The 25,413-nt window shown below is 70.7% G+C and carries 18 protein-coding genes and 1 pseudogene; 6 read left to right on the top strand and 13 right to left on the bottom strand.

Going from position 1 to position 25,413, the window contains the following annotated elements:
* Positions 1-34: 34 nt before the first annotated feature.
* The 8 genes from EAH89_RS23340 to EAH89_RS23375 all read right to left on the bottom strand — a co-directional run bounded on the left by EAH89_RS23340 (position 35) and on the right by EAH89_RS23375 (position 10,296).
* Entirely contained in the window at positions 35-916 is an 882-nt protein-coding gene (locus EAH89_RS23340) for an ABC transporter permease (protein ID WP_140886121.1), read from the bottom strand.
* On the bottom strand, positions 916-1,851 hold the full coding sequence (locus EAH89_RS23345) for an ABC transporter permease (RefSeq protein ID WP_161993722.1): 936 nt from the start codon (positions 1,849-1,851) through the stop codon (positions 916-918). Before EAH89_RS23345 ends, EAH89_RS23340 begins: the two co-directional genes overlap by 1 nt.
* The gene (locus EAH89_RS23350; protein ID WP_140886123.1) at positions 1,851-2,873 is read right to left on the bottom strand and encodes an ABC transporter ATP-binding protein; all 1,023 of its coding nucleotides are present in this window, start codon (positions 2,871-2,873) and stop codon (positions 1,851-1,853) included. Before EAH89_RS23350 ends, EAH89_RS23345 begins: the two co-directional genes overlap by 1 nt.
* Positions 2,870-3,850, bottom strand: a complete 981-nt coding sequence (locus EAH89_RS23355; RefSeq protein ID WP_140886124.1) for an ABC transporter ATP-binding protein — start codon at positions 3,848-3,850, stop codon at positions 2,870-2,872. The genes EAH89_RS23350 and EAH89_RS23355 overlap by 4 nt, the downstream gene beginning before the upstream one ends.
* Entirely contained in the window at positions 3,850-5,481 is a 1,632-nt protein-coding gene (locus EAH89_RS23360) for an ABC transporter substrate-binding protein (protein ID WP_140886125.1), read from the bottom strand. Before EAH89_RS23360 ends, EAH89_RS23355 begins: the two co-directional genes overlap by 1 nt.
* Positions 5,481-7,109 carry an ABC transporter substrate-binding protein gene (locus tag EAH89_RS23365; RefSeq protein ID WP_140886126.1) on the bottom strand — a complete coding sequence of 543 codons (1,629 nt, stop codon included), beginning with the start codon at positions 7,107-7,109 and terminating at the stop codon, positions 5,481-5,483. The genes EAH89_RS23360 and EAH89_RS23365 overlap by 1 nt, the downstream gene beginning before the upstream one ends.
* Positions 7,106-8,644 carry a phosphoric/sulfuric ester hydrolase PehA gene (gene pehA, locus EAH89_RS23370; RefSeq protein WP_140886127.1) on the bottom strand — a complete coding sequence of 513 codons (1,539 nt, stop codon included), beginning with the start codon at positions 8,642-8,644 and terminating at the stop codon, positions 7,106-7,108. Before pehA ends, EAH89_RS23365 begins: the two co-directional genes overlap by 4 nt.
* Before the next feature lie 155 nt (positions 8,645-8,799).
* A complete protein-coding gene (locus EAH89_RS23375; RefSeq protein WP_140886128.1) occupies positions 8,800-10,296 on the bottom strand; it encodes a CYTH and CHAD domain-containing protein in 1,497 nt (498 codons plus the stop codon).
* A 724-nt stretch (positions 10,297-11,020) separates the two neighbouring features.
* Here EAH89_RS23375 and EAH89_RS23380 point away from each other — a divergent pair.
* From EAH89_RS23380 to EAH89_RS32735, 4 genes are read left to right on the top strand one after another with little or no spacing between them, the layout of a single operon-like run.
* Positions 11,021-12,121: a TRAP transporter substrate-binding protein gene (locus EAH89_RS23380; protein WP_161993723.1), complete on the top strand. Its 1,101-nt coding sequence runs from the start codon at positions 11,021-11,023 to the stop codon at positions 12,119-12,121.
* Positions 12,118-12,738 (top strand): TRAP transporter small permease subunit, encoded by a 621-nt coding sequence (locus EAH89_RS23385; RefSeq protein ID WP_140886130.1) that lies wholly within the window; start codon positions 12,118-12,120, stop codon positions 12,736-12,738. Before EAH89_RS23380 ends, EAH89_RS23385 begins: the two co-directional genes overlap by 4 nt.
* Positions 12,735-14,099: a TRAP transporter large permease gene (locus tag EAH89_RS23390; protein WP_140886131.1), complete on the top strand. Its 1,365-nt coding sequence runs from the start codon at positions 12,735-12,737 to the stop codon at positions 14,097-14,099. The genes EAH89_RS23385 and EAH89_RS23390 overlap by 4 nt, the downstream gene beginning before the upstream one ends.
* Before the next feature lie 60 nt (positions 14,100-14,159).
* Positions 14,160-17,873, top strand: coding sequence for a hydantoinase B/oxoprolinase family protein (locus tag EAH89_RS32735; RefSeq protein WP_241667172.1), 3,714 nt, complete (start codon positions 14,160-14,162; stop codon positions 17,871-17,873).
* A 49-nt stretch (positions 17,874-17,922) separates the two neighbouring features.
* On the opposite strand, the gene EAH89_RS33775 is transcribed toward EAH89_RS32735, so the two are convergent.
* A complete protein-coding gene (locus tag EAH89_RS33775; protein ID WP_456306531.1) occupies positions 17,923-18,252 on the bottom strand; it encodes a hypothetical protein in 330 nt (109 codons plus the stop codon).
* Positions 18,253-18,265: 13 nt separating this feature from the next.
* Positions 18,266-19,233, bottom strand: a pseudogene (locus EAH89_RS23405) (ISNCY family transposase); the annotation flags it as partial.
* Positions 19,234-20,255: 1,022 nt separating this feature from the next.
* Here EAH89_RS23405 and EAH89_RS23410 point away from each other — a divergent pair.
* Positions 20,256-22,784, top strand: coding sequence for a polysaccharide biosynthesis/export family protein (locus EAH89_RS23410; protein ID WP_140886132.1), 2,529 nt, complete (start codon positions 20,256-20,258; stop codon positions 22,782-22,784).
* A gap of 24 nt (positions 22,785-22,808) precedes the next feature.
* Here EAH89_RS23410 and EAH89_RS23415 read toward each other — a convergent pair whose 3' ends face one another.
* The gene (locus EAH89_RS23415; RefSeq protein ID WP_140886133.1) at positions 22,809-24,047 is read right to left on the bottom strand and encodes an MFS transporter; all 1,239 of its coding nucleotides are present in this window, start codon (positions 24,045-24,047) and stop codon (positions 22,809-22,811) included.
* A gap of 54 nt (positions 24,048-24,101) precedes the next feature.
* Between EAH89_RS23415 and EAH89_RS23420 the strand changes: the two genes are divergently transcribed.
* Positions 24,102-24,893: a helix-turn-helix domain-containing protein gene (locus tag EAH89_RS23420; protein ID WP_140886134.1), complete on the top strand. Its 792-nt coding sequence runs from the start codon at positions 24,102-24,104 to the stop codon at positions 24,891-24,893.
* 105 nt (positions 24,894-24,998) lie between these two features.
* On the opposite strand, the gene EAH89_RS23425 is transcribed toward EAH89_RS23420, so the two are convergent.
* Positions 24,999-25,208, bottom strand: coding sequence for a DUF4287 domain-containing protein (locus EAH89_RS23425; RefSeq protein WP_140886135.1), 210 nt, complete (start codon positions 25,206-25,208; stop codon positions 24,999-25,001).
* A gap of 100 nt (positions 25,209-25,308) precedes the next feature.
* Complete coding sequence (locus tag EAH89_RS23430; protein ID WP_140886136.1) at positions 25,309-25,413, bottom strand: DUF2474 family protein; 105 nt, start codon at positions 25,411-25,413, stop codon at positions 25,309-25,311.

A 25,413-nucleotide genomic window follows, 5' to 3' on the forward strand; every position in this document is an offset into this window, starting at 1 on the left:
GCTTCCGGCGGGACGCTGCCCTCCCGCCGGGGCCTCAGCGCAGCGTGGGGTCCAGCCGGTCCCGCAGCCAGTCGCCGACGAGGCTCACCGAGAGCGTCGTCAGCACGATCACCGAGGAGGGCGCGAGCAGGATCCAGGGCGCCCGCGTCAGGTACTCCCGCCCGTAGCCGACCATGTTGCCCAGCGACGTCATCGGCGGCTGCACGCCGAGGCCGAGGAAGGAGAGGCCGCTCTCCAGCAGGATGATCTCGGGAAAGGCGAGGGTCATCGAGACGATGAGCGTGGAGGCGATGTTCGGCAGCACGTGGCGGCCGTAGACGCGCCACGGCGAGGCGCCGAGCCCCTTCACCGCCGCCGCATAGCCCTGCGAGCCCGCGCTGACCGCGAGCCCCCGCGCGATGCGCGCGTACCGCTCCCAACCGTTCAGCCCGAGCAGGCAGATGAAGAGCGGCAGAGAGTTGCCGAAGAAGGCGAGCACGGCCAGCGCGAGGATGAGGAAGGGCATGGCGGCCTGGAAGTCCACCAGCGCCAGCACCGCCTGCTCCACAAGCCCGCGGAAATGCGCGGCGAGGAAGCCCAGCGTCACGCCGAGCACGGCCGAGATGGCGGTGGCGCCGAAGGCGATCAGCAGGCTCATCCGGATGGAGGTGATCAGGCGCGAGAGGACGTCGCGCCCCAGCTCGTCCGTTCCCAGCGCGTGCAGCCAGGCACCACCCATGCCCACCGGCGGCGAGAGGCGGTTGCGCAGGTCCAGCGCCGTGTAGGGAAAGGGGCTGAGAAGGTCCGCCGCGACGGCGACCAGCAGCATCAGCGCCAGCCAGCCGAGGGCGAGGACCACCGGCACGGGGAGACGCGCCCGCCGCCGCGTGCGCGGCGCCGAGACCGCGGCCGCGGCGTCGAAGGAGACGTCGGACATCAGGCGGTCGCCTCCCGGGGGGCGGCGCGGAGGCGCGGGTCGAGCACGCCGTAGAGAAGGTCCACCACCAGGTTCGCGCTCACCATGGTCGTCGCGACGAGGAGGAGGATGCACTGCACCACCGCCAGGTCGCGGTTCGCCACCGCCACCACCAACAGGCGCCCCACGCCCGGCCAGGAGAAGACGCTCTCCACCACCACCGCGCCGGCGAGAAGGCTGCCCACCATGAAGCCGACGATGGTGACGGTCGGGATGGCCGCGTTGGGCAGGCCGTGGCGCCGCACCGCCCGCGCCCAGGGCACGCCCTTGGCAAGGGCGGTGCGCATGTAGGGCTGTCCCAGCACCTCCAGCATGGCGGAACGGGTGAAGCGCGCGAGCACCGCCGCGCCGCCGATGCCCAGGGTGAGGACGGGCAGCACCGCGTGCCGCCAGTTCTCCTGCCCGCCGGACGGCAGCCAGCCGAGCTGCACCGCGAAGACGAGCACGAGCACGAGGCCCAGCACGAAGGAGGGCACGGTGAAGCCCGCCACCGCCAGCAGCATCACCGCGCGGTCCGCGAACGAGTTGCGGTGCAGGGCGGCGTAGATCCCGGCGGGGATGCCGATGCCGAGCTTCATCAAGAGCGCCGGCAGGGTGAGCGCGAGGGTGGCGGGGATGCGCTCCGCCACCAGCTCGACCGCGGGCCGGCCGTCCCGCATGGATTGGCCGAGATCGCCCCGGAAGATCGCCGCGAAGTAGCGGAGATACTGCTGCCAGATCGGGTCGTTCAGCCCCCAAGCCTGGCGAAAGGCCGCGACGGCCTCCGGCGGGGCGTCGGCGGACAGGATCAGCAGCGCGGGATCGCCCGACAGCCGCAGCACGACGAAGGCGAAGGTGACCACCAGCACGAGCGTCAGCAGCGCGCGGGCGAGGCGAAGGCCGAGGAAGCGAAGCATCAGGCGGCCTCCATCGCCGGCTGCGGCAGGCCGGCGCCCGGCGCGACCTCTCCCTGCGCCACGTGGCAGGCCACCAGTCGCCGGTCGGAAGCCCGCGGCTTCAGCACCGGCACCTCCCGCGCGCAGAGCGCGGCGGCGAGGGCGCAGCGGGGGTGGAAGGCGCAGCCCGGGGGGCGCGCGGCGGGGTTTGGCGGGTCACCCTTCAGCACGATGCGCCCGCCGCGCCGCCCCGGATGGGGGATCGCCGAGACGAGCGCCTGCGCGTAGGGGTGCGCGGGGGCGTGCAGCACGTCGTCGGGCTCGCCCTCCTCCACCACGCGGCCGAGATACATGACGGCCACGCGGTGGCTCATCTGCCGCACCGCGCGCAGGTCGTGGCTGATGAAGAGCATCGCGACCCCCGTGCGCGCCTGCACCTCCGCGAGAAGGTTCATCACCTGCGCCTGGATTGAGACGTCGAGCGCGCTGATCGGCTCGTCGCAGACGAGCAGGTCTGGCGAGGTGGCCAGGGCGCGCGCGAGGACGGCGCGCTGGCGCTGGCCGCCGGAAAGCTCGTGTGGGAAGCTCCGCGCGTGGTCCGGTCGCAGGCCGACGCTGCGCAGCAGCGCCGTCACCCGCACCGGGCGGTCCGCGCGGGTGCCGATGCCGTGGATCTCCAGCGGCTCCGCCACCTGCGTCCCGATGTCGAGCCGGCGGTCCAGCGCTCCCAGCGGGTCCTGGTAGACCATCGCCATGCGCGCCCGGAGGCGGCGCCACGCCGGCGTGCCGGGGGCCGGCATGCGCTCGTTGGCGAAGGCGACGCCGCCGGAGTCCGGCACCTCGAGGCCCAGCACCATGCGCCCGGTCGTGGACTTGCCGCAGCCGGATTCGCCGACCAGCCCCAGCGTCTGCCCGCGGCGCAGCGTGAGGGAGACGCCGTCCACCGCCCGCACCTCCGCGGGGCGCCCGAACATCCCGCGGCGCATCGCGTAGCGGCGCACGAGGTCCTGCGCGTGCAGGAGGGGTTCGTCGTTCACGCTCATGCGCTCATCAGCTCCCGCGCGGCGCCCTGGGGCAGCGGCCGGATGCAGGCGGCCCGATGGGCCGGGGCGACGGTGGAGAGCCGCGGCACCGCCTCCTCACAGGCCGCCACGCGGCGCGGGCAGCGCGGCGCGTAGGCGCAGCCCGGCGGCATGGCCCAGGGCTCGGGCACGCCGCCGGGAATGGCGGCCAGCGGCCGGCGCGCCCCGTCGATCGGCGGCAGCGCGGCCAGCAGCCCGGCGGCGTAGGGATGGGCGGGCGCGGCGAAGAGGTCGGCCGCCGCCGTCTCCTCCACGATCCGCCCGGCATACATCACGCAGACCCGCTCGCAGGTCTCCGCGACGACGCCGAGGTCGTGGGAGATGAGGACCAGCGCCATGCCCGTGTCCCGCCGGATCTCCGCCAGCAACTCCAGGATCTGCGCCTGGATCGTTACGTCGAGCGCCGTGGTGGGCTCGTCGGCCACCAGCAGCTCCGGCGCGCCGGCCAGCGCCATGGCGATCATCACGCGCTGGTTCTGCCCGCCCGAGAGCTCGTGCGGGTAGGCGTCCAGCCGCCGCCGCGCGTCAGGCATGCCCACGCGGTCCAGCAGGCGCCGCGCCTCCTCCCGAGCCGCGGCGCCGGTGGTCCCGCGATGCAGGGCCAGCGCCTCGGTGATCTGTCGCCCGATCCGGTGGACGGGGTTGAGACTGCTGGCGGGGTCCTGGAAGATCATGGCCACGCGCCCGCCGCGCACGGCATCCAGCGTGGCCGGCGGCGCGCCGAGGATTTCTTGCCCGTCCAGCCGCACGCTGCCGCCGACCCGCGCCTTGCCCGGCAGCAGGCCGAGGGCCGCAAGCCAGGTGACGGACTTGCCGCAGCCGGATTCCCCCACGAGCGCGACCGCTTCGCCGCGCCCGACGGAAAGGTCCACGCTGCGCAGCGCGGGCACCCCGTCGAAGGCGGCGGTGAGTCCGGTGATCTCGACCAGCGGCGGCATCAGGCGCCCCAGTTCCGCGCCGAGAAGTCCATGAAGAAGGACCCGCCCGGCTTCCAGGGCAGGTCCCGGCGCTTGGCCGTAAAGTTCAGGGTCTGGTGCAGCACGGTGTAGCCGGGGTCCTCGCGCTCGATGATCTCGAGCATCCGGCGGAAGGCGCGGCGGCGCTCGTCGAGGTTCATCGAGCCCTCCAGCAGGGCGGAGAGCCGCCCGAACTCCTCGTTGCGCCACTCGTTGATCTGCCACTGCTGCCCCTCGGGACCGTGCGCGGCGGTGAGGGAGGAGACGGGATCGTTGAAGCTCGCGGAATTCGACCAGTCACGCACCCCGCGGCCCGCCGCCGTGCCCGCGCCCTGGCTCGAGAGGAGTTGGGGGAAGTTCTCCTTCATCTCGATCACCACGTTCAGCCCGACCTCGCGCCAGCCCTCGACGAGGATCTGCGCGGTGGCAACCTGGGCCGTGTAGTAGTTGCTTAGCAACCGGTAGGGGATCGGCTCGCCCTTGTAGCCGGCCTCGCGCAGCAGCCGGCGGGCTTCGGCCGGGTCGTGCCGAGGGGCTTCCCAGTCCGTCAGCAGCATGGGGCCGTAGAAGTCGAACTGCTCCCCGCGCGGAATGGCCGCCTGCCCGGCCCAGAGCGCGTCCACGATCGCCCGGCGGTCGATCGCGTGGGTGAAGGCACGGCGAACGCGGGCGTCGCGCAACGACGGGTGGTTCTTGTCGAACACCGTGATGCGGTGGTTCATGATGGGGCCACCCACCACCTCGTGGCGCGCGGAGCGGTCGAAGGCGCCGATCTGGTCGGGCGGGATGTCGCAGGCGAAGTCCGCCTCGCCCGAGAGGATCATGTTGATGCGGCTCGCGACCTCCGGCACCTCGACGAAGCGAAGCTGGCGCAGCGGCGGGCGGCCCCGCCAGTGGTCATCATGCGCAAGGAGCGTGAGGGACTGGTCCGGCCGGAACTCGGCCACCTTGTAGGGCCCGGTGCCGACCGGCCGCCGCGCCCAGTCGAGCCAGGAGGAGGCCTGTTCGAACCCCGCGCCCGAGAGCACCATTCCCGTCATGCGAGAGAGCCGGCCCTCCAGCGCGGGATCCGCCACCTTGTTGACGAAGCGCACGGTGCGCGCGTCCACCACCTCGATCCGCTCGAAGCCCGGGTAGGTGCGGCGGGCGATGGCGGCGGCCTCCGCCGGCGGGACCTTGCCCTGGGCACGGCCGGGAACGTTGCCGAAGAGGTTCCGGGAGGCCGGTGAGTCCGCCCCCCACATCCGCTCCGGCCCGAAGGAGAAGACCACGTCCTCCACCGTCATCTCGCGCCCGTCGTGGAAGCGCACGCCGGGGCGCAGGTCCATCTCCAGCGTGCGGTCGTCCAGGCGCCGCCAGGCGGTGGCAAGCCCCGGCCGGAGGCGGAGGTCGCCCAGCCAGTCCTGCTCGATCAATGCCTCGCCGTAAGAGCCGCCGTGGCGGCTGCCCACGTTGGACTGCTCGCGCAGGGTCTCCAGCGTGTTGCTGTTAGCGATCTTCTGCACGGCGACGGTGATCGAGGGGCGCTGGTCCGCCTGCGCGATCGCGAAGCGCGGCAGGACGAGCGACGCGCCGGTGGAGGCGAGTGCCGCGCGACGGGAAAGGCGCGTCATCACCCGCCCCAGTTGCCCTGGCGGAAGTCCATGGCGAAGGCCGGCGCCGCCCGCCAGCGGATGTCCCGCCGCTTGGCCGTGAAGGTCGCGTTCTGGTGCAGCACGGTGTAGGCGGGGTCCTCGCGCTCGGCGATCTCCAGCATGCGGCGGAAGACGGCCTTGCGGCGCGCGCGATCCGTCCCGGTCTCCAGCTCGACAGAGAGGCGGTTCAGCTCGTCATTGCTGTATTCCCCCACCTGCTGCTGCTGGCCGTTCGGCCCGTGCTGCGCGACGAGCGATGACACGGGGTCGTTGAAGGGCGCGGAGTTGGACCAGTCCCGCACCGCGCGCGTGTCGCCGCGCTCGAGGATCTGGGACCAGTTCTCCTTCATGTCGATGGAGACGTTCAGCCCCACCTGCCGCCACATCTCCACGAGGACCTGCGCGGTGGGCGTCTGGTTCGTGTAGTAGTTGTTGAGCAGCCGGTAGGGGATCGGCGCCCCGCGGTAGCCCGCCTCGCGCAGCAGGCGGCGCGCCTCCGCCGGGTCGTAGCGCGGCACCTCCCAGTCGGAGACGAGCATATCGCCGTAGTAATCGAACTGCAGGCCGCGCGGCACGATGGTGCGGCCGCCCCAGAGGCTGTCCACGATCGCCTGGCGGTCGATAGCGTGGGTGAAGGCCCGGCGCACGCGGGCGTCGCGCAGCTGCGGGTGGCTCTTGTCGAAGCAGGTCAGTCGGTGGTTCAGGATCGTGCCGCCCTGCACCTCGTAGGCGCGGTCGTGCTCGATGCCGCCGATCTGGTCGGGCGGGATGTCGCAGGCGAACCCCACCTCGCCTGTGCGAAGCATGTTGATGCGCGCCGCCACCTCCGGCACTTCGAGGAAGCGGATCCCGCGCAGCGGCGGGCGGCCGCCCCAGTACTCGTCATGGGACGCGAGGGTCAGGGAGTGATCGGGTCGGAACTCCACGACCTTGTAGGGACCGGTCAGGACGGGCTTGCGCGCCCAGTCGAACCAGCCCGAGGCCTCTTGGAAGGCGCGACGGGAGATCACCTCGCTGCCGAAGCGGGAGAGGCGGCCTTCCAGCGTGACATCCGGGGTCGCGTTGTGGAAGCGCACGGTGCGCGCGTCCACCACCTCCACGCGCTCCAGCGCCGGCCAGGACCGGCGGGCGACGCCGGTCACCTCCGCCGGCAGCTCCCGCTGGGCGGGCGACGGGATGACGTCGCCGCGAATGGAGATGGTGCGGCCCTGCGCGGTGGGCTGCGTGTTGCCGAACATGCGCTCCCGCCCGAAGGAGAAAGCCACGTCCTCCGCCGTCATGACGTCGCCGTTGTGGAAGCGCACGCCGTCGCGGAGCGTCAGCTCGACCACGCTGTCGGAGATGCGGCGCCAGCCGGTGGCGAGGGCCGGCACGGTCTTCAGCTCGTTGAGCCAGTCCCGGCCGATCAGCGGCTCCCAGAGGGAGGAGAAGAAGATGCGTTCGCCCACGTTGGACTGCTCACGCAGCACCTCCAGCGTGTTGCTATTCGAGATCTTCTGCACGGCGATCGAGATGAAGGGCCGCTGGTCGGCCTGCGCGATGGCGAAGCGGGGCAGCGAGGCTGCGGAGGCGGCGCCGAGAAGCAGGCTGCGGCGGGAGACGGTCATGACGGGCGTTCCTCGAGGCCTTGGGGGGTGGCACGGAAGTGGGTCAGCGTCCGCTCGGCATGGGACATGCGGTGCGACAGCGCGCGCTGCGCGTAGTCCCGGACCACCGCCGCATGGGCGGGATCGCCAGCGAGGTCGGTGAAGCAGTGCGGATCGTCCCGCAGGTCGAAGAGAAGCGGCGGGAGGGCCGCGAAATGAACGTACTTCCACCGTCCGTCCTGCACGACGCAGAGCGAGCAGTCGTCCATCGAGAGCCCGAGGTCGTCCTCGGGGCGGGAGTAGAAGACGTCGCGGAAGTCGTACTCGTAGAACAGGTGCCGGCGCCAGTTCGCCGGCGTCTCGCCGGCGACGAGCGGCAGCAGGGAACGGCCGTCGCAGGCGCGCGGCGCCTCCCCGCCTAGCCATTCGAGGATCGTCGGCATCACGTCCACGCTCTCCGTGAAGGCGCTCTCGATGCGCCCTGCCGCCTCCGGCGAATCGGGGTCCTTGATCACCAGCGGGATGCGGAAGCTCTCGTCGTGGTAGCCGACCTTGCCGAGCAGGTAGTAATCGCCGAGCTGCTCGCCGTGGTCCGAGGTGAAGATGACCAGCGTGTCCTTCCACTGCCCGGTCGCGTCGAGATGCGCGATGACCTGGCCGAGGGCTGCGTCCACTTCCGAGATCATGCCGCTGTAGGTCGCGCGCATCTGGGCGACGGAGCCAGCCTCCAGCTCCGTCGCGGCACCGCCGGCGCCGTGGAAGAAGGAACCCTGGCTGATGCCGCGAAGGTAGAAGTCGAGCAGCGGGTGCTGCGCCGCTTCCTCCTGCCAGCTGGCCGCGCGATGCAGCGGCGGCATGTCCTCGGGGCGGTACATCGCGTGGTAGGGCGCGGGCGCGATGAAAGGCGGGTGCGGGCGGTAGTATCCCAGATGCAGGAACCAGGGCTTGCCGTTGCGTCCCTTGAGGTAGGTGAGGGCGCGCTCGGTAAAGTAGGCGGTGTCGGAGCAATCGACGGGAATGCGGCTCGGCCGCGCTGTCACGCCGGGAAGATGCTCCTCGCCTTCGGGCAGCCAGATGTCCTCGCGGTTGGGGGGCAGCTCGTAGCCCTTCTGCGCCAGCCAGCCGAAATAGCCGTCCATGCTCGGCTCAAAGGCCCCGACCGCACGAAAGCCTTCCATGAGGTCGCCGAGCGTCGTGAAGCGTGGGTCCTTCGGGCCCGTGCCGCGCGGGTCCGGAGTGGTGGTGGTGTAGCCGATGAGCGCCGGGTCGTAGCCGAGGCGGCGCAGCTCCTTCGCCAGGTTGCTGTGCCGCGCGTCAAGCGGCACCGTGTTCTGCACGGCCCGGTGATTCATCAGGTAGAGGCCGGTCAGCAGGCTGGCGCGGGCCGGGCCACAGGGCACCGTGTTGGTGACGTGGTTGCGGAAGGTCACGCCTTCCCGGCAGAGCCTGTCGAGGTTCGGCGTCATCAGGAAATCCGCGCCGAGCGCGGGCACGAAGTCGGCGCGCCACTGGTCGACGACGACTAGCAGGACGTTGCGTGGGTGGCCGGACGGCATTGGCGGCGCGGTCGCTCCTTGTGGGCGAGCGCGCTCTAGCCGCTGATCCGAGACAGGGCGACGATACCTGGATGTCAGTTCCGTGTCAGCGGCGGTTCATCGGCCGTGCGGTGCGACAAGGTCCCGACGCGCGGCGAGTGCGGCTCCGGCCGGTCTCAGCGGATCGGGCGCGGGAGGTGGGCGTCCCGGAACGCGCGCCAGGCCTTGCGGAGAGCGTTGTGGGCCTCCTCCTGTCGCAGATCGGCCCAGGCACGCAGCGCCAGCGCTCCTGGGGCCAAGGCGGCGTCGTGCTCGACCAGGCGCGCGGCCAGGGCAGTGGCCACGGCCGCGTCGTTGATCACCCCCAGCGTTTCCTGCAGCCGCCTAGTCTGGTGCAGGTAAGCCGACAGCCTCTTGGGCTTGTGCAATGGAGAGAGGAACTCGACTCCGTAGCGAAGCTTCTTCAGCGCCTTGCGGAGATCGTGCAGCTCAGTCTCCGAGCGGCGCCGGATACGCCGGCCGCGCCGCCGGGCTTTCCGATCAAGCCGCGCCAGCAGGTCAGGCGCGAGGTCCAGCAAAGGTTGGCCCAAGGCGCCGCCCCCTGCCTCGCCGGCCAGTGCGGCCAGATCTTCAGTCCAGGCCGCGAGGCCGAGCACGAGGCGCGACACGGCAGGGCCGCCGAGTTCCTCCGCCACCCGGCGATGGGCCATGCGACGCTCGGCCTCAGCCAAGGGGCGCAGAAGGCTGGTTCCCGCACCATCTGCGCGCGGCAGGGTCTCGGTGACGAACACGTCCCAGTCGCGTGCCTCACCCAGCACCGCCGCGAGGTCCCGCAGGCCCGCCGTGAAAGCCGCCCCAGGCACCGCGGCCAAACAGGGGCCGAACAGCGCAAGGAGGGCCCGCAGGCGGCGGGTCGCGATGCGCATTCCGTGCACCGCCTCCATCCGGCCCACCGCGGCCGCGGGTTGATGTGCGAGGAGAGACGCAAGGAGGGATGCGACGATCCGCCGGAATGCCTCGGCCGCGACGACGTCACGCGGCAGGTCGATGTCCCGCGCCTTGCCCCCCTTGAGCGGCTCCCCCGTGAGTAGGCGCCAGCCGCGATCGGACTTGCTCTCGGCGCCGAGAACGAGGGAGAGGTCGGCCTGCAGAATTGCCGCAAGGTGGCAAAGGGCAGCCGGACTGCCCTCCTTCAGCTCCAGTTCGGCCTCGCGGACGGTTTCGATCCGGTCACCAGCGCGGATAGTTCCCTCGTCCACCACAATCTCGATCGTGGCACCCTCGTGCCGAAGGCTTCGCGTGCGGCGGACCACCTCAACCGTGAAGACGGGGATTAGTTCTTCCTCTCCTAAGCCGGCGAGGGGCGTCTCCGCCAAATGCCGCGGATCTAGCCGGGTCCCCTTCGCCGTCCATTCCCATTCGCCGCGACCGAAAGGCCCACTACCGTCACGAAGCTTGAGTGTTTGCACCCATTGGCTACCCGCACGGCGAAGGCGGAGGCTGGCACCGGCGCGTGCGAAGGCACGATCGACCGTGTCATAATAGGTCGTCGTCGTGTGCAAGGGCGACGCCGCCTCACCGCCGCGCAGCACCGAATGATCCTCGAAAGCGGCAGCACTGCCCTCCGGCAAGAGGAACTTGATCTCAATCTCGGCAGGCTCAGGAGCAATCATAGTGCGCCCGAACGCCGCGTCTGTGACTCTGTTGCCTAGAGCACTGAAGTTGTCATGAAAGCGTCATTGTCAGATCGCCAAAGCTTGCTTCGCAAGGATGGGCCGCGTCGGTGATCTTGGCCAAGCTAATATAGATGGCTTGGCGAATCGTCCAGTTATCCCGAACGGTCGGGGTGATGTCCTCCCGATTTCCTCGGCATGCATGACAAGGAGATCGTCCCCGTTCTGGAGGCCGAGGGACATCGCTCGCATTGGCAAGCAGCGGGAGTTCACACCAGCACGGTCCGGGGCATCCGCCTGCAGCAAGGCAGCTTGGCGCTGTACCCGCTGGCCTCTGGTCCCAGGCTGGGTAACGGCCGAGCATATGGCGGGCCGGCTAGACCAGATGTCCGTCTGAGGCGGGGTGGCCCGCCTCAGACGGACATCTGGTCTAATAACTTCCGGCGAGTACCGCCGTGCTTGTGACAACGTCGTCCAGGCTTGGAATCGGGAGAGGTGCGTCCAAACGACGGCGTGAGGTTGCGCCAGATTCGCCACCCACTCCAACTCACCTCGCGGCCAAACAATATGACAATGCGCCCCTGGCGCGATCCTAGGCGAGATGCCTTCCGCGTGGGCGGGCTTAGCACCCGGCGCTTCGCTTCTGGCTTCGAGTCACCGCCGTAGCCGCTTGACCGCTCTCGACACGGCGTCAAGCTATCTTGAATCCGCCGCGGAGACGACGATGATGCTGAAATCTCTCGCCAAGCTGCCTGGGCTGCTTCCGAGCTTCGCCCTTATGGGGGCTCTGTCGGCCACATCCGCCTTCGCCCAGCCGACGGCCGCGCCGCCCGTCCCGCCAGGCCCGCGGGTGAACATCGTCGCCATCACCCAGCCTGTGCCGACCAACACGCAGTTCACCCTGGTGGACGTGCCCTATCTGCGCGACATGGCCGCTCGGACCGGCGGGCGCCTCAACGTGACCCTCGCCTCACATGCGGAGCGTAATCTTGGCGGCGCGGAAATCGTACGCCTTGTGCGCTCCGGACAGGCGGAGATCGGCGCCGGAACCCTCTCTACCCTATCGGGCGATGTACCCATCCTCGATGGCGTGGACCTCTCCGGTATGGCGCCCCGCATCGCCGACGCGCGCCGCATCACCGAGGGGCTGATGCCCGTAGCCAACCGTGATCTTGAGCGCTTCGGGGTACGACTGGTGATCATGTATCCCTTCCCTGCCCAGGTGCTATTCTGCCGCTCCGCCTTCCGCTCACTGGAGGAGCTGCGCGGCCGCAAGATCCGCACGTTCGGCGCCTCGTTGGTCGATCTCGTCGGCTCGCTCGGCGCGCAGCCCGTCTCCATCGGCTTCCCAGAGGTGTACTCTGCCCTCGAACGCGGCGTGGTGGATTGCGCCATCACCGGCACGGGCAGCGGCGCCGCGGCGCGCTGGCCGGAGGTCTCCTCCCACATTTCCGACCTGCCGCTCTCCTGGGCGGTGGCAGGCTACATGGTGAACCTCGCCTGGTGGAATCGGCTGGACCCCGCCGTGCGCGCCCATCTCGAGGCCACGTTCCATGAGATGTCGGACAAGCTCTGGCAACTCGGTGATGAAGGCACGCGCGACGGCATCGACTGCAACACTGGCAACCGCGAGGGCTGCCGCCTGAACCAGCTTGCCCCTCGCCCGATGACCGAGGTGAAGAGCACGCCCGAGGAAGCCGCCCGTCTACGCAGCATCTTCGAACGCACCGTCCTGCCGAACTGGGTTGGCCGCTGTGGCGCGCGCTGTGGCGAGATCTACAACCAGGTGGTCGCACCGATCAGCGGCGTCCGCTTCGGCGGATGACGCACCTCCTGCTGCGTGCTGCGCGGGGCCTCTCGGGCGGCACAGCGCGCGTCGCATCTGTCATGGCGCATGTCGCCGGCTGGAATTACGTGGCCTGCGCCGTCTTCATCACCGCCGATGTGCTTGGCCGCAGTATCCTCGGCGTTTCTTCCGCCGCCACCATCGAGATCACGGGCTATATGCTGGCCGGCGGCATCGCTTGGGGGCTGGCGCATACCCTGGCTCGCCGTGCGCACATCCGGGTGGATGCGCTGGTGAACCGTCTGCCGCCTCGGCCGCGCGCCGTGCTGCACATCCTCGCGCTCGCCCTGCTTGGCGTCTTCGCCGGCTTCTGCGCCTGGGCTGGCTGGTCGCTGCTGGATGAAAGCTTGCTGTTCGACGCGCATGACAACAGCGCGCTCCACCTGCCGCTTGCCATTCCACAGGGTATCTGGGTGTTCGGCCTCGCCGCCTTCTGCGTGATGGTCGCCGTCCTGATGCTGGAATCCATCATCGGCCTCATGCTGGAAGGCCCGGCGGCTGTGGATGCGCTGCTCGGCCCGCGCGGGTTGGAGGATGAGACAGAGGAGGCGTTAGAGGCTGTTGCCATGGCCCGCCAGGAAGACACTGCGCGATGATCGCCGTCCTCTTCCTCATCCTGCTGCTCGGCGCTGCCGTCTTCGCCGCCGCCAGCGGCGGCCAGGCCATACCGGTGGTCGAGATCCTGGCGCTGATCGGCGTCTTCCTCGTCTTCTTCGGTGCGGGCGTTTATGTGGCTGCGGTGCTGGGGCTGCTGGGCATCCTCGTCGGCCTCGCCTTCTCCGACCGGCCCTGGTGGCTGTTCGCCGGGCAGACCCTCTGGTCTCCTTCCAGCAACTTCGTCCTCGTGGCCGTGCCGCTGTTTCTGCTGATGGGTGAAATACTGCTGCGGGCGGGCCTGTCGGATCGGCTGTACAAGGCGCTGAACCTCTGGCTCGGCCGCCTACCCGGCGGACTACTGCACACCAACATCGTCGCCTGTGCGGTTTTCTCCGCTATTTCCGGTTCCTCGGTGGCGACGGCTGCCACCATGGGCTCCGTGGCCCTGCCCTGGTTCTCCGGCACGCGCTACAGCCAGCGGATGGTGCTGGGATCGCTCGCGGCGGGGGGTGCGCTCGGTAACCTCATCCCGCCCGGCATCACCTTCATCATCTACGGGCTGATCACGGAGACGTCGGTCGGCGCCCTCTACATCGCGGCGCTGATCCCCTCGCTGCTGGTCACCGGCCTCTTCCTCGGCGTCATCCTCATCCACGGGCTGCGGCACCCAATGGAGAAGGGGCCGCCCGTGTCACTGCGCGACAAGCTACGCGGGCTGGCCGATCTCGGCCCCACCATGGCGCTCATCCTCCTCGTGCTCGGCAGCATCTATGGTGGCCTCGCCACGCCCACCGAGGCGGCGGCGCTTGGCGTGGTTGGCGCGGCCGGCTTCGCGGCGCTGGACGGTAAGCTGAACTGGCGTATGCTACACGCTTCGGCCGAGGCGACGGCGCGCAACACAGCGCTGCTCGGCCTTATCCTCTTCGGCGCCTATCTGCTGAATTACGTCCTTACAGCCATTGGCGTGCCGCAGGCGATGGCTGGGATGATTGGCGGCCTGCCCCTGCCGCCCTGGGCAATCATGGCCGCGATCATGATGCTGTATTTCGCCCTTGGCACCTTCATGGAGGGCTTCTCCATGATCATTACCACCGTACCGGTGGTGTTCCCCATTGTGGTAGCGCTCGGCTACGACCCAATCTGGTTCGGCGTCATCGTCACCATGCTGGTGGAGATTGCCCAGATCAGCCCGCCCGACGGCACGGTGATGTATGTGCTACAGGGCATGCGTCGCCCGCCCGGGCCGATCGGCGATGTCTTCACCGGAGTGCTGCCCTTCCTCGCGGCCTATCTCATCGCCGTGGCGCTGATGCTCGCTTGGCCCGGCATCGCTCTGTGGCTGCCGGGCGTCGTGAATTGATCCCCCAAGAAAACCGGAATTCTGCACGTGGCTGACTCAACGCGGCCCGTCCGCATCGCCGTGGATATCGGCGGCACCTTTACTGACCTGCAGGTGCTTGATGCGCGCGACGGCTCCGTTCGCGCCTGGAAGACGCCGACCACGCCGCTCGATCCTTCCGAAGGCCTACTACTCGGCGTGCGGGAGGCCGCGTCCCGCTTCGGCTTTGCCCTGTCCGATGTCGGACTGCTGCTGCACGGTACCACCATCGCCACGAACGCGGTGCTGGAACGCAAGCTCGGCTGCGGAGCGTTGCTGACCACCGCGGGCTTTGAAGACGTGCTGGAGATCACGCGCCACTATCGCCGCGAGCTCTACGCGCTTGATCCCGATCCCTTTCCCGTGCTGGTCCCGCGCGACCGCCGCCTAGGCGTGCCCGAGCGGGTGCGCGCCGATGGCAGCGTCGAGCAGGTCCTCGACGAATCCGCCCTGCCCGCCCTGCTGCAGCGGCTGGATGCGCTGGAGGTGGACTGCGTCGCCATCAGCCTCCTGCACGCCTATGCTAACCCGGTGCACGAGCAGCGCCTACGGGACCTTCTGCTCGCCGCGCGGCCGCACCTCGCCCTCTCTCTCTCCAGCGACATCAGCCCGGAGATCCGCGAGTACGAGCGCACCTCCACCACCGTCCTCAACGCGCTCCTCGTGCCCGTGGTGCGCGCTTATCTCGAACGACTGGAGCGGCGGCTGGGTGAGGATGGCTTCGCGCCCACCGTCTTCCTCGTGCAGTCCAATGGTGGCGTCTGCGGGCTGCGGCGCGCGGCCGAGCAGCCAGCACGCCTCCTCCTCTCCGGCCCCAGCGGCGGCGCGCTGGCGGCGGAGCGGCTGGCCCAGTTGCTGGATCGGCCCGACCTCGTCGCCGTTGATATGGGCGGGACCTCCTACGACGTGTCGGTCGTGCTGGGCGGCCGCGTCTCGGTGGTCACCCAGGGTGAGGTGGACCGGCTGCCGGTGCGCCTGCCCATGGTGGAGATGCGGACCATCGGCGCCGGCGGCGGCTCCATCGCCGCGGTGGATTCCGGTGGTCGGCTCACCGTCGGCCCGCGCTCGGCCGGCGCGCGCCCGGGGCCAGTGGCCTATGGTCGCGGCGGCACGGAACCGACGGTGACGGACGCCAACCTGGCGCTCGGCCGGCTGGACCCCGACTATTTCCTCGGCGGCACCATGGCGCTCGACATGGACGCCACCCGCCGCGCCATCGCTGAGCGCATCGCCGCTCCGCTCAACCTCGGCGAGGAGGAAGCGGCCGAGGGCATTCTGCGTGTTACCGACAGCGCGCTCGGTGCCGCCGTGCGCCTCTCCCTCTTCGAGAAGGGGCTCGACCCACGCGACTTCACGTTGCTCTCCTTCGGCGGCGCCGGCGGTCTGCACGCCACGGCGGTGGCGGAGGAGGTCGGCATCCGCGAGGTCGCCTTCCCACGGGAACCCGGCACGCTCTCCGCCTATGGCATCCTCTTCGGCGACCTTGTGCAGGACATCTCCCGGACACGCGTCATTCCCGCCTCGCCGGAGGGCATCGCGCCGCTCTCGGCGCTGATCGCGGAGCTGCGGAAGCAGGCGGAGGACCGCCTAGCCGCCGATGGCGTCGCGCCGCAGGACCGCGCGATCGAGGTCTCGGCCGATATGCGCTACCGCGGCCAAGCCTTCGAGCTGCTGATCCCCTGGGGTGACATCTCCGTCCCGGACGAGGCAGAACTCGGCCAACTCCTCTCCGCCTTCCACGACATGCATCGCCGCCGCTTCTCCTACGCCGATGAGGCGGAGCCCGCCGAGATCGTCACCCTTCGCGTCTCCGCCATCGGCCGTCTGCCGCGCCGCAGCGCGGCCGAAGCGCCGATCGCCGATCGCCCGGCCCGCAAGGGCACGCGGCTGAGCTGGGAGAGCGGCGCCTGGCGCGACATCCCGGTCTGGGATCGCGAGGCGCTAACGGCCGCGGACCGCGTCCAGGGCCCGGCACTGATCGAGGAGAGCTTCGCGACTCATTGGATCGGCCGTGGCTGGGCCGCGACGCTTGGTCCCGCCGGCGCGCTCGTCGCGCGGCGCAAGGTGGAGGCCGCACCGGCGACTAGCGCGGCAGCGTTGGGACCCGTTGAGATTGAGGTGATCCGCAACGCCCTCACCGCCGCTGCGGCGGAGATGGACGTCACCGTCTGGCGCACCAGCCGCTCGACGATCGTGCGCGAGCTTCTCGACTACTCCACTGCCGTCTTCGATGCCGACGGCAACAATCTCGCCCAGTCCGCGCGCATCCCCGGACATCTGAACTCCATGAGCCACCTGCTGCGCGAGCTGCTGGACAAACATGTGGACGTGAACAGCTGGGGTCCGGACGATGTGGTCGCCACCAACGACCCCTATTGCGGCGGCCAGCACCTGCCGGACATCGTCACTTACAAGCCTGTCTTCCATGGGGATCGGCGCATCGCCTTCGTCGGAACGCTCTGCCACCATATTGATATGGGCGGCCTTGCCGCCGGCTCCTATGCGGCGACCGCGACCGAGATCTTCCAGGAAGGCCTCCGCATCCCGCCAATCAAGCTCGTCGAGAACGGAAAGCCCAATGCGGGCGTCTGGGCGATGATCCGGCAGAATGTCCGCAAGCCCGCGCTCGTCCTGGGCGACCTCGCCTCGCAGCTCGCTAGCCTCGATGTTGGCGCCGCCGCCATCCGCCGCCTTGCCACCCGCTATGGCGCCGCGGGGATGATCGAGGCCGGGCAGCGCATCCTGGATGCCAGCGAGGCGACGATGCGCGCCGCGATCGGGCGCATGCCGGATGGCCTTTACGAGTTCGAAGACTTTCTGGACGATGACGGCGTGGTCCTGGACCAGCCACTGCGTCTGCATGTGCGGCTCGAGATCGCGGGCGACACCATCACCGCCGATCTCTCGGGCTGCTCGCCACAGGCGAAGGGACCGGTGAATGCTACCCTCGCCTCCTCCGCCGCTGCGGTGCTCTTCGCCGTGATGTCAGCGAGCGACGAGCCGCTTGCGGCCAATGCTGGCTGCTACCGCCCCGTGCGCATCATCGCGCCGGAAGGCCTCTGCGTGAACGCCCGCCATCCCGCACCAGTGGCGCATCGCGTCGCTGTCAGCCACCGTCTGCTGAATGCGGTGCATGGCGCGCTTCATGGTGCCGTGCCGGATCGCATTCCTGCCGCCTATTACGGCAACTCCTATGTTTGCACCTTCCAGACGATAGCGGCGGATGGATCTCGGGAGGTGCTGGTGGAGATCGAGATTGGTGGCTCCGGCGCGCATCCCTGTAAGGACGGGGTGAATGCCTATGCGTCCGGCATGCACAACAACAGCAACATCCCCGTGGAGATGGTGGAAAGCGGCATGCCGCTGACCATCGCCGCCTATGGCTTGCTGCCCGGTTCCGGCGGGCTGGGGCAGCAACGTGGCGGGCTCGGCCTGTTCCGCGAATGGCGGGTGAATTCCGAGAGCTGCATCCTCACCACCAACATGGACCGCTTCCACCACGCCCCCTACGGGCTGGCGGGCGGCGGCCCGGCCACGGTCGGCCGCCTGCTTCTCGTCCGGAATGGGGTGGAAACGCCGATTCCGCCGAAAACCGATGGCTTGCTGCTCTGTCGCGGCGACGTGGTGCGGTTGGAGACGTCAGGCGGCGGTGGCTTCGGACCGGTGGCGGCGCGCACCCCCGAGGCGACAGCACGCGATGCCGCTTTGCGTTATGTCCAGGTGAGCACGGAAGCATCCGACACCAGCGCACCATAGGACATCGGCGGCCTAAAATCGGCCATACAAGCCAATAGAGACAAAAAAACTACGCCAGCAAAGTTAGCTGGCGTGCAGCTTGTTCCAGCTCGGCTAGGTAGGCCTGCGGGTTGCGGCGGAACCGGGTTCGGAGTGTCCGTGCGTGGCGGCGTTGTTCAAGACGGCGGCGGAGTTCGCGCCAGCGCTCGCGGCTGACGCGGCCAAGGTCGCGTGCAGCGGGTGGGTGTCGCCGCGTCGCAATGGCGGCGATCAGGCGCACCTCGCCGCGCAGCACGACGGCTGGCGAGGCCGCCTTGCGTCCCGTGGCACGCCGCTCGTGGTAGCGCTGGGATCCGAACAGCTGCTCGAGATCGTTGTTGGTTCTGGGCAGGCCGGGCACGCCGTAGCAATGCCGGCCAGAGCGGCGCCGTGCCCTCCAGGCCGCGGCCGATCAGCTGCCGGAGCCGCGCGAGCGGCGCGGGCGAGCCCCCTTTTCCAGAACCCGGTCCAAGCTGCTCGCCACCGCCTCCAGCCGCCCCTTGAGCTTCAGGCCAGGGGCGGCGAGCGGTGTGCGGCCGTCGTCCGTGATGGCGCTGCGTACCGCCGCGCAGTAGCCCAGCGCCACCTCCGCGCCGACGTCCTGGCCTCCCTCCACCGAGCGCTCGATCCGCCGCACCCCGCGCACCCCTTTCTTGAGCCCCTTCTTGGCGTGCCGGTCGGCCTCGTAGACCGGGTTGGCTGCCTCCCGCAGGAAGTGGAACTGGCAGAGCTGGTGCGGCACGCCCGGCAGAGCCCGTTCCACCGCCCGCCGGATCGAGGTCTGCCCGTCGCTGATCACCCCCTCCACCGGCACCCCGATCGCCTGCGCCACCTCGGCCAGCAAGGGCGCCAGGTCCTCGGCCGTGCCCGACAGCAGGCTACGCGCCAGCAGTACCTCGCCCGAGAGGCACTCGCGCACCACCCAGAGCACCTCATGGCCCACGTCCGGCTGCATGCCGTCCAGCGCCAGGATCGCCCGCCCTTGCCGGGCCAGCACCCGACGCAGCCGCCGGGCATCGGTCAGCGAGGTGGCCAGCAACTCGTCGTAGCGGTCCAGCAGGTTGGTGACGCTGCGCTCGGCGATCTCCACCCCGCGCCCAAGCAGGACGGCATGGATCTCCGGCACGCTGCGGTGTTCCTGGTGACGCAGCACCCCTACCAGCGCCACCACGTCCAGGCCGAACTCGTGCTGGGGCAGCGCCACCGCGCCCTCCGCCTCGGGGCGGTACGGCACACGATGACGCGCACAGCCCTCGCGCTCGCAGCGGCGGATCTTCAGCCGCAGCCTTACCGGCCCCGACAGCGTCACCAGGGTCCGGCGGTTCTCGTAGCGCAGTCGCATGTGCCCGCCACAGCCCGGGCAGTCCTGCCGGAGGGGAACCAGCACCCGCTCCCGTGCGGGCTGCGCTCGCGCTAACAGCCTGGCCATCCCGCGCCTCCAGAGCTCATCAAAGGAACTCTCCAGCAACGCCTCACACCAGCTAACTTTGCTGGCCTAGAAAAAAAGACTGCTGGACCGCGACTCTCGCCCGCATTGCGCAACGAGGCAATCTCACGCCGAAATTTGGTGCAGACTTTCTTTAGTTGGTGCGGGATTTCTTTGGTTGGTAACGGGTTTTTTCGCAGGGACCATCCTGGCAGGCCACCTGCTGGGCCGGGTGCAGGAAAGTCTGCTCCATCAGCCATTTCCGGTGCGGCCAGGTCCAACGCTTGGGGTCGTAACTCCGTCTATGCCGGAGCAGGAACCTTATAAGCCGCTGCCGTGCCTTGCTGAGCGCCTCCACCATGTCGGCTCGCGCCCTGACCAGGTCTCGCATGGCTTCATGGCTCAGGGTCCCGCATCCAGACCGGCGTCAACTCGCCGGTGCAGTGCAGGCGGGCAAATGCTGTCGCGTCCCGCCGTTCCATCTTGATCCGCTCGCCCGGCTTGCGCGGGATCAGACTCGGTGCGACCACCACACAGTCGTGGCCGCAGTTACGGAGGTGCCGATTGACCCCGTAGCCGCATGGTCCGGCCTCATACGTAACGCGCAGGGTTCGACCTCCCCGGCCGAGCCGGACCACCAACTTGTCCAACGCCGCCAGCTCGTTGGGGATCTCCCCGACAAACCGCACCTCACCGTCCCGCCTGGCTTCCGCCACAAAGACGGCTATTCGACTAGCTAAAGATGTTGCAACTGAGCGAAAGGTTTAAAACGGCAAAAGCGTAATAATTGTCTCGGAATACGCCCTGAGAACCCTCGCCTGCGCCGTCATCTGCCTGCGCCAGATTAGGAGGTTTTGTCCTTACCTTTTAATTTGTGCGGTACAGCCCTGTCACATTCAAAGGAATAAAAACCGTTTCGAGTCTGAGTATAAGCCTTTTTGTTAGGTACATCGTTATTTGCTAGGTACACGCTGGATTGTTCGAATCCAGCCCGCCTGCCCGACCAGCAGCCGCCGCTCCGCCAGTTCGGCTACGACACCTTCCGTAACCTCGCCCCGAGCGGGGGCGGCCCCTCCGCGGTCGTCGGCGCCCTGCCCGACAGCTACGTGCTCGGCCGCGACGACGAGGTCGTCATCTCCATCCGGGGCCGCTCCCGCCAGTCCGTCTCGCTCCGCGTCGGGCGGGACGGCATGATCGCGCTCCCCGACCTGCCGCCCTTCGCGGCCGCCGGCCGCACGCTGCGCGACCTGCGCGCCGACATCGAGGCACGGGTCGCGCGGGAGCTCGGCGGCTCCGAGGCCTTCGTCTCCCTCGGCCAGACCCGCCAGATCGGCATCTTCGTCGCCGGCGAGGTCCTGCGCCCCGGCCTCGTGCCCCTTCCGGCGCTGGCCTCCCTCCTCGACGCCCTTGGCTCCGCGGGCGGCATCCGGCGCAGCGGCAGCCTCCGCGCCATCCGGGTGGAGGGCCCGGAGGGCACCCGCATGGTGGACCTCTACGCCGCCATCGCCGGCGCGCCCGGCAACCCCAACCTCTCGCTGCGCGAGGGCGAGCGCGTCGTGGTCCCGCCGCTCGGCGCCGTCGTCGCGATCGGCGGCGACGTCACGCGACCCGGCATCTACGAGCTGCCGGCCGGGGCCGCCAACGCCCCCCTCCCGGCCCTGCTCGCCCTCGCCGGCGGCGCCCTCCGCCCGGCGGGCAACCGCTTTCTCTCGACCGGCACCGACGCCGGCGGGCGCCGCGCCATGTCGGAGCTCTCGCCCCGCTCCACCGTGCGGCGGGGCGACGCGGTGGTCGTCCTCCCCGGCGTCGACGCCATGGCGGGCGGGCTGCGCCTTACGGGCCACGTCGTCGCCCCCGTCACGCGCGGCGTCGGCCCGCGCGGGGCCGGGCTGCGCGCCCTTCTCTCCGACCCCCGCGTGATCCGCCCGGACCCCTATGTGCGCCTGGGCGTCGCCTGGCGGATGGACGAGCGCACGCGCGTGCGCCGCTTCATCGCCTTCGACCTCGGCCGCGTCATGCAGGGCCAGGCGGAGCTGCCGCTGCAGGAGGGCGACGAGGTCATTCTCCTCTCCCAGGCCGACGTGCTCTGGCTCGCCTCCCCGCCCGTGCAGCGCGCGCTTCGCGGCGAGCTGTCGCCCGCGCCGCTGGCGCCGCCGCCGCCCGCCGGCCTCCCGGGCGCGCCCGCCACCCAGGCGGCGCTGGCCCAAGCCAACGCGCCGGCCGGGGCCACGCCCGCGGCCTCGACTCCCCCCCTGGCCCCGGCGGGCGCGGCGGCCGGCGACTGCCCGGCGCTGACCGCGCTCGCCGTCGCCGCGCGCTCCAGCCCGCTCCGCTTCGCCCATGCCCGCAGCGCCGGCTTCCCCGACCTCGGGCCCGGCGGCTGCCCGCAGCTCTTCGTCGACTACCCCACCCTCCTGCCCTTCCTGCTCGACCAGGCCGTGCTGCTGGCGGGCGAGGTGCGCCTGCCCGGCCTCTACCCCGTGCTGGAGGACACCGGCCTCGACATGGTCCTCGCCGCGGCGGGCGGCACGGCCGACACCGCCGACCTCTCGGCCGTGGAATTCGCGCGCGAGCCGCTGGAGGGCGCGGGCGCCATCCCGCTGTCGCGCGTGCAGCTCGACCTCCGCTCTCGCAACTTCGCGGCGATCCGCCTCTCCCCGCGCGACGCCGTCCGCGTCCCCCGCGGCTTCGGCGACCGCGACACCGGCCCCGTGGCCCTGGTGGGCGAGTTCCTGCGCCCCGGCACCTACGACATCCGCCGCGGCGAGCGCCTGTCGGAGCTCCTCGCCCGCGCCGGCGGCCTCACCGCCCAGGCCTACCCCTACGGCGCCGTCTTCACGCGCGAGAGCGTGCGCCAGCGCCAGCAGGAGGGCTTCCAGCGCACCGCGCGCGAACTGGAGACGAGCCTCATCCAGGTCGCGGCCGGCCAGGCGGTGGCCGGCAGCCGCGCGGGGAACCTCGACATCGGCGGCGCCATCAACGCCGGCCAGGCCCTGGCCGGATCGCTGCGCGAGGCCCGCGCGGCCGGGCGCATGGTTGTGGAGGCCAACCCCGTCGTCCTCGCCTCCCGCCCCGACCTCGACGTGCTGCTCGAGCCCGGCGACCTGCTGGTGGTGCCCAAGCGTCCGAACGAGGTGACGGTGGTCGGCGCCGTGCTGAACCCGGGCAGCCTGCAGTTCGCGAGCGGCTGGCGCGCCATCCAGTATGTGCGCGCGGCGGGCGGCGAGCAGCGCTTCGCCGACATCTCCCGCGCCTTCATCGTGCTGCCCAACGGCCAGACCGTCCCGGCCGGCCTCGGCAGCTGGCAGGCGGGCGGCCCGCCCATCCCGCCCGGCAGCCTCGTCGTCGTGCCGCAGGACCCCTCGCCCTACGAGACCTGGGGCCTCATCCGCGACCTCGCGGGCGTGCTCGGCCAGCTCTCGATCAGCTCCGCGGCGCTCGCCGTCATCGCGCGCCAGGGCCGGTAGGGCGGGCCGCGAGGAGCGGGGCGGCTACTCCGCCGCCACCGCCACGGGCGCGGCCTCCCGCGACCAGAGCTCCGGCCGCAGCTCCTCCGGCCGGTTCGGGAAGAGCAGCGCGCAGACGAGGGTGATCGCCCCGAAGGCCGCCAGCACGACCATCACCACGCCGAGGTTGCCGGAGGCGTCGTGGAGGTACCCGATGACCGGGGACGCCGCCGCGGCGCCTAGGAAGCCCACGAAGAACCGCACGGAGTAGAGCTTCGCCCGCAGCGCCGGCGCCACGTAGCGCGCCGTCATCGTCTCGTTCACCGTCACCTGGCCGAAGATCGCGGCCGCCGCCACCGCCGCCACCGGCAGCACCACCCAGCCCTGCAGGAAGGACAGCGCGAGCAGCGCCGGCACCAGCGCGATGGCCAGCGGCATGAAGACGCGCTTGAGCGTCATGCGGTCCACCATCCGCCCCACCGTGAACTGCGTGAGCCCCCCGAACAGCGTCGCCGCGAAAGCCAGCGCGCCCACCAGCGGCAGCAGCCCCGGGCTGTCCGCCATCCGCTCCTGCATGAGCTTCGGCACGAGCAGCGTGAAGGCGTTGAAGACGAAGCCGGAGGAGACCGCCATCAGCAGCAGCGACACCACGGCCTGCCGCACCACCGCGCGCGGGATCTCGGGAAAGGGCTTCGCGCCCCGCGCGTGAAGCCGCGCGTCGTAGGGCGCCTCGCGCAGCCAGAGGACGCCCAGGCCGATGGCCGCCAGCCCCGGCACGATGAAGGCCCAGCGCCACCCCCCCTGCGCCACCAGCACCGCCGTCAGGATCGGCGCGAAGGACACGCCCATGTTGCCGAAGACGCCGTTATTGCCCATCGCGCGGCCCACGCGGTCGCCGGCGGCCTCCACCAGCATCGCAGTCCCGATCGGGTGGTAGATGGCGTTGAACAGCCCGGCCATCGCCAGCGCCGCCGCCAGCCCCCAGGGCCCCGACACCGCGCCCGCCAGCACGAGCGACCCGCCGACGCCGAGGAAGAAGGCCCCCATCAGCGCGTGCCGCCCCACCTTCTCCGCCAACCACCCCATCGGCAGCGACCCCGCGCCGTAGAGCACGAACATCCCCGTGCCGAGCGCGAGCACCGGCCCGTACTCCGCGCCGAAGGTGGCGCCGTCGTGCAGCACCATGCCGAGCACGGCGGTGGCCAGGATCAGCAGCGTGTAGTGGCACACGACATGCGCGGCGTTGATGAACCAGATCTGCCGCGTGGCGGGGTCATGGGGCATTGGCGTTCTCCCTGGACTCCAGCCTATCCTGGCCGGAAGGAGACGTTCGGCCATATGCTGTCGCGAACCGGCCAAAGCCCCAGCCCCCGCCTGCCCCTGCCGCAGGACGCCGTGGACCGCCCGCTCGCCGCCTTCCGGCGCGACTACCGGGACGGCGAATCGACGGGGCGCCACAGCCACGCCCGCGCGCAGCTCCTCTTCTCGCTCCGCGGCGTCATGCGCGTCCTAACCGACGGCGCCAGCTTCGTCGTCCCGCCCGGCCGCGCCCTCTGGGTGCCCGCCGGCGAGCCGCACAGCGTCCTCATCGCGGGGCTCGTGCAGATGCGCGCGCTCTTCCTGCGGGAGGACGCGGCGCGCGCGGGCCCGGCGGAGGTCACCGTCATGGCCGCCTCGCCCCTGCTGCGGGAGCTCATCCTCGCGGCCTGCGAAGAACCGCTGGAATGGGACGAGCGCGGCCGCGGCGGCCATCTCGCGGCCCTGCTGATCGAGGAGATCCGCCGCGCCCCCGCCCTGCCCTTCGGCGTGCCCGAGCCGCGCGAGCCCCGCTTGGCCCGCCTGGCCGCGGCCCTGCGGCAGGACCCCGCCTGCCCCCTCTCGCTCGAGGACTGGGCGGCGCGCATCGGCGCCTCGCCGCGCAGCCTGTCCCGCCTGTTCCGGGCCGAGACCGGCCTCTCCTTCGGCGCCTGGCGCCAGGCGCTGCGCCTCGCGGAAGCCGCCGCCCTCCTCGCCCAGGGCGTGCCCCCGGCGCGCGCCGGCGCCGCGGTGGGCTACGCCTCCGCCCCCGCCTTCGGGGCGGCCTTCCGCGCGGCCTTCGGGGTCACGCCGGCCACCGCCGGGCGGCGCTAGGGCCGCCTCGACGGTGTCGCCTCCTCCATGCCGGGCGGCCCCGCGTGTTGCGGAACTATCGCCGGGGCGAGGATGCAGCCCCGGCCCCCTTCCGGGCCGACCGGTCTAGCGGCCGGTTGCCAGGGTATGCGCCACGAGCGCGTTGGCGTGGCCGTGCCCCATCCCGTGCTCCGCCTTCAGCATGGCCACCAGCTCCATGTGCCGGGCCGGCAGCCGCTGGCGGATCAGGTCCTGCCAGACGGAAATGGGCTTCCCGTAGGCCTTCTCGATCGACGGGAAGTAGGAGGCCGGCCCCCGGGTTCGTTCGTCGGCCATGGCGGGTGCCGGTCCCTGTTGTTCGCGTCGGCGCCAGGGTTGCCTCGTTCCCCGGGGCCCGGCAAGGACGGAGCGTGCGGGGGCCGGTCCCGAGGGGAGATCAGACCCCCTTCAGCACCGCCCGCAGGATCATCGCGACCACCCCGAGCGCGAGGATGCTCGCGGCCCAGATCCCCACGAACCAGAGCAGCCGCCGCCCCCACAT

This window comes from Muricoccus nepalensis, assembly GCF_006438825.1.
GTDB lineage: Bacteria > Pseudomonadota > Alphaproteobacteria > Acetobacterales > Acetobacteraceae > Roseomonas > Roseomonas nepalensis.